The 4,450-nt window shown below is 65.3% G+C and carries 6 protein-coding genes; all 6 read left to right on the top strand.

Going from position 1 to position 4,450, the window contains the following annotated elements; all coding sequences use genetic code 11:
- Nucleotides 1–42: 42 nt before the first annotated feature.
- Nucleotides 43–438: a DUF2237 family protein gene (locus ACIQ2E_RS12720; RefSeq protein WP_398331141.1), complete on the top strand. Its 396-nt coding sequence runs from the start codon at nt 43–45 to the stop codon at nt 436–438.
- A gap of 7 nt (nt 439–445) precedes the next feature.
- The gene (locus tag ACIQ2E_RS12715) at nt 446–1,372 is read left to right on the top strand and encodes an NAD(P)H-dependent glycerol-3-phosphate dehydrogenase (RefSeq protein ID WP_398331138.1); all 927 of its coding nucleotides are present in this window, start codon (nt 446–448) and stop codon (nt 1,370–1,372) included.
- Nucleotides 1,372–2,253 (top strand): PhzF family phenazine biosynthesis protein, encoded by an 882-nt coding sequence (locus tag ACIQ2E_RS12710; RefSeq protein ID WP_398331134.1) that lies wholly within the window; start codon nt 1,372–1,374, stop codon nt 2,251–2,253. The genes ACIQ2E_RS12715 and ACIQ2E_RS12710 overlap by 1 nt, the downstream gene beginning before the upstream one ends.
- Nucleotides 2,254–2,267: 14 nt before the next feature.
- Nucleotides 2,268–3,209 (top strand): SpoIID/LytB domain-containing protein, encoded by a 942-nt coding sequence (locus tag ACIQ2E_RS12705; RefSeq protein ID WP_398331131.1) that lies wholly within the window; start codon nt 2,268–2,270, stop codon nt 3,207–3,209.
- Nucleotides 3,209–4,054 carry an ATP adenylyltransferase gene (locus ACIQ2E_RS12700; protein WP_398331129.1) on the top strand — a complete coding sequence of 282 codons (846 nt, stop codon included), beginning with the start codon at nt 3,209–3,211 and terminating at the stop codon, nt 4,052–4,054. The genes ACIQ2E_RS12705 and ACIQ2E_RS12700 overlap by 1 nt, the downstream gene beginning before the upstream one ends.
- Before the next feature lie 69 nt (nt 4,055–4,123).
- On the top strand, nt 4,124–4,450 hold a 327-nt coding region (locus tag ACIQ2E_RS12695; protein ID WP_398331126.1), incomplete at its 3' end, for a sigma factor.

Genomic DNA, 4,450 nt, shown 5'->3' with positions numbered 1-4,450 from the left:
GATTTGTGCCACTCCGTCGTCAGACTGCCGCTCTGCAGACCGTTGTTCGCCCCTGTGACCTTCGCTGATTCAGTGGCCCTGAACGTGTTGGGGCACCCGTTGGTGTTGTGTGGTTGCCAGCCGATGACCGGTTGGTACCGCGATGGTTACTGCCGCACTGACGGCGCTGATCTCGGCCGCCACACGGTGTGCTGCGTGGTGGATGAGCGGTTTCTGTCGTACACACGGGCCCAGGGGAACGACCTGAGCACGCCAATGCCGCAGTACGGCTTCCCTGGGCTGAAGCCAGGTGATCACTGGTGCGTCTGCGCCGGCCGTTGGCTGGAGGCCTACGAAGACGGCATGGCACCGCCTGTGCGGCTGGAGGCCTGCGAGCACAGCGCGTTGGACGTGATTCCGCTCGAGCTGTTGCAGGAGCACGCCAGCGCTGCCGCATGATGGCGCGATGAGCCTGCGCATCGCGGTGATCGGTCTTGGGGCCTGGGGCTCCACCCTGGCGGGCCTGTTCGAGGAGCAGGGCCACCGGGTTCAAGGCTGGAGCCGCCGCCAGGGAGGCGACCCCAGCGTTCTCCTGGCTGATGCCGAACTGGTGGTGATGGCCACTGCGCTTCAGGGTGTGCGTGAGCTGGCACAACAGTTGGCTCCCCACTGGCCTTCCGGCTTGCCCTTGCTCAGTTGCAGCAAAGGCATCGACCTGGAAGAGCAGTGCACGCCCAGTCAGCTCTGGCAGCAGCAGTTGAGCGCCATCCCCCTGGTGGTGCTCAGTGGTCCGAATCTGGCTACAGAACTGGCCGCGGGCCTGCCTGCTGCCAGCGTGCTCGCCAGCCACGATCAGGCCCTGGCAACGCAGTTGCAGCAGACCCTGAGCAGTGAGCGCCTGCGGCTTTACACCAACAGCGACCCGGTCGGTACCGAGGTGGCCGGCGCCCTCAAGAACGTGATGGCGATCGCGGCCGGTGTCTGCGATGGCCTCAACCTGGGTGCGAACGCCAAGGCATCACTGCTGTGCCGAGGCCTGGTGGAGATGGGTCTGGTCATTCAGGGCTTGGGCGGCGAGGCGCCCAGCCTCTATGGCCTGGCGGGCCTGGGGGATTTGCTGGCCACAGCGAACAGCACCCTCAGTCGCAACTACCGCTTCGGGCTGGCGTTGGCGGAGGGGCTCGATCGAGATGCCGCGCTCATCCGCGTCGGCGCCACTGTGGAAGGGGCCCAGACAGCTCTGGCCGTGCTCTCCCTGGCTAAGCGGCACAGCTGGCGGCTGCCCATCTGCGAACAGGTGGGAGCGTTGATGGCTGGAACGATCCAGCCCGAAGCGGCTGTGCGGCAGCTGATGGGCCGTGGCCTGCGGCCTGAGGAACTGGCCTTCGCCTGATGACAACAAGCCCCGCCCTGTTGGTGGAAGCCTTCACCGATCAGCCTCTGCAGGGCAATGGAGCGGCGGTTGTGCTGCTCGATCAGCCCGCCACCGCCGATTGGATGCAGCGTTTGGCCGGCAGCTTCAAGCAATCGGAAACCGCCTTTCTGCATCGCGACTCCACAGGACCCTGGCGCCTGCGTTGGTTCACGCCCACCTGCGAAGTGCAGCTCTGCGGCCACGCCACCTTGGCCGCCACCTTTGCCCTGGCCCATTGGGGCCTGTTGGAAGCAGGCGCATCGCTGCCCCTGGCCACCCGCAGTGGTGCGCTACAGGTGGGATTGGATGGCTCGATGGCCAGCGTTGCCCATCTCGTGCTGCCCAGCTCGGGATTGATCCCCCTGGAGCAGCCTGATGCCTTGCACGCCACCCTTGGCCATCCGATTGAGCGCTACTGGGGTTCACTCCTGGGCTATCGGGTGGCGTTGCTTGCGGCAGAAGCACCCTTGGCGGCAATGGACAACCCATCAGCACAGCTCGAGGGGCCCGATCGGATGGGTTTGGTGCTGATGCAACCGCTGCTGGGAGTTGCTCCAGAACTGATGGGAGCCCCCTGCGACTACCAACTGCGCTTCTTTGCCCCAGGGCTCGGCATCGACGAAGACCCGGTGACCGGATCCGCGCATGCTCTGGTGGCCCCATGGTGGATGGAGCAGCTGCAACGCAGCCAGGTGCGTGGCTGGCAAGCCTCCTCCCGCCATGGTGGAATGCTGTGCGAGTCAGTCGGTCCGGGTCAGGTCCGGCTCACAGGCGCCGCGCAGCTCCTATGGGACGGGCAGATCAACAGTTCTGGAGCCGGTTGCGACCCGAAAGGCTGGCAGCTCGCTGTTCGTCTGTGAATTGGCAGCGCTGGATGCTTGGTGCTCCGATGGGCTTGGGCGCGCTGGGCCTTGGCTTCTGGGCTCAGGCAGTGGTGCCGGGCAGCTCGAGGATCAACGGCCCGCTGCTTGAGGCCATGCTTGCCAGCCCACCGCCCCATGCGGTGCCCAAAGGTTCAGCCCGCGACGATCTGCAGGATGTTGCCGCTGAACGCACGGCCACCGCTGGTGCCGGCTATGCCCTGGCGGAACCAGCCAAGGGCACACCACTGGAGCTGGAAATCCGCGTGGCTGTGGTGCGCGAGACCGATCAGTTGCAGCTCTCCGCCTCCGGACCCTGGTGGCTGCGCAAATCCAATGGCAGCGTGCTGCGCCAGGGATCGGCTGCAGACACGATCAACCTGAACGCCTCCGAGACATTGCCGGCAGAGCTGTGGCTGGAAACGTCAGCCGGGCACGCTGTGCGGGTGAATGGCCACAACTATGACGGCCGCGTGCGGGTTCTGCACGACAGTGGAGGCCTGCTGGCGGTGAATCATCTGCCACTGGAGGCTTACGTGGCTTCGGTGGTCGGAGCTGAAATGCCGAGCTCCTGGAGCCTGGAGGCGTTGAAGGCCCAGGCGGTGGCGGCACGCTCCTACGCCCTGGCCCATATGGCCCGCCCGGCCAATCGCCATTGGCATCTGGGCAACACCACCCGTTGGCAGGCTTATCGAGGGTTGGCCAGCAGTCACCCCCGCACCCGTCAGGCAGCCGCCGAGACCCGTGGGCTGATCCTCAGCTACCAGGGCGGCATTGTCGAAAGCCTTTACGCCGCCACCAGCGAGATCAGCATGGAGGCCCATGGCCACCTGGGGGCGTCGATGAGTCAGCACGGCGCCCAGGCTCTGGCAAGCAGCGGCCAGCGCTACAACGAGATCCTGGGCCACTACTACCGCGGAGCCTCGCTGGCTCGGTTGCGGCAGGGTTCGGGTTGATGGCGAGCTCCAAGGGGCGGTTGCTGCATGCAGCCTTGCTCCGTTCCGAGGAAGCCGAACGTTGCGGTGCTCTGGTGCCCTTGCAAACGGAGATCGTCGTTGTGCCGGGTTGCGAGCCCTTCGTGCTGCGCCGGCTTCTCTCTGAAACGCCCAAACATCTCCGCAGCGCCGGCCCCAAGCCCAACCCGTTTCTCCCCTGGGATCCAGCGCTCGAGGTGGAGCGCCTCAGCGATGAGCACGTGCTCATTTTGAACAAGTTCCCTGTGCAACGCGGCCATGTGTTGCTGATTCCGCAACGCTGGCAGCCTCAGTCTGGTTGGCTCAGTGCCCTGGATTGGCAAACCCTGGCTGATGTGGAGGCCGATACGCCCGGTCTGTGGTTTTTCAACAGCTGTGCAGCGGCAGGTGCCAGCCAACCCCATCGGCATCTGCAGCTTCTCCCACGCGTTGATGAAGAACCGAGCTGCCCGTTGGCTTCAGCCTGCAGCGCGCAATTGCAGGGCAGTCAGCCCTCCTGGCCATGGCACTACCGGCTCAGCCCTCGCAAGCACTGCGGTGGCCCGGCAGCGGCAGCTGAGTTGCGGGAGTTGTATGAGTGCCATCAATGGGAGTTGGGGCTCGGCGCACCGCAGCAGCAGTCCCAGCCGCTGCGGCCCTACAACCTGGTGATTGAACCCACCTGGTTTTTGACAGTGGTGCGCAGCCAGGAGCACTGGGCAGGCATGAGCATCAATGCCTTGGGCTTTGCCGGCTCCCTGCTGATCACCCCTGAGTCCGATATCGCCTGGCTGCAACGCCATGGTCCCCTGGCTTTGCTGGCTGCGGTGGCGCGACAAGCCAGCTGATTGCGTGTTTTCCCGGATGCGCCCCAGCGCTGGCGGCGGTTTGGCTGAGAGAGCCCAGTCATCCAGCGCATGCCGCACCTTTCAACCGATCCCATCCAGCTGCGCAATCAGCGGGTGGCCGAACACTTGTCGCTGGTTCAGAGTGTGGCCAGGCACTATGCCGCCTGCACCCGGGAGCGCCGAGACGATCTCCAACAGGTGGCAGCTCTCGGCTTGATTCGCGCCGCAGAGCGCTATGACAGCACCAGTCAGGTGCCATTTGCGGCTTTCGCGCGCCCCCATGTCCGAGGGGCGGTTTTGCATTACCTGCGGGATGTAGCACCCTTGCTGCGGATGTCGCGGCGGATGCAGGAGCGGGCTCAACAGCTGAACCGGCAGGGCCACGAGGCCCTGCCG

This window comes from Vulcanococcus sp. (genome assembly GCF_044369115.1).
GTDB lineage: Bacteria > Cyanobacteriota > Cyanobacteriia > PCC-6307 > Cyanobiaceae > Vulcanococcus.
This window is presented reverse-complemented; position numbering and strand designations above follow the sequence as displayed.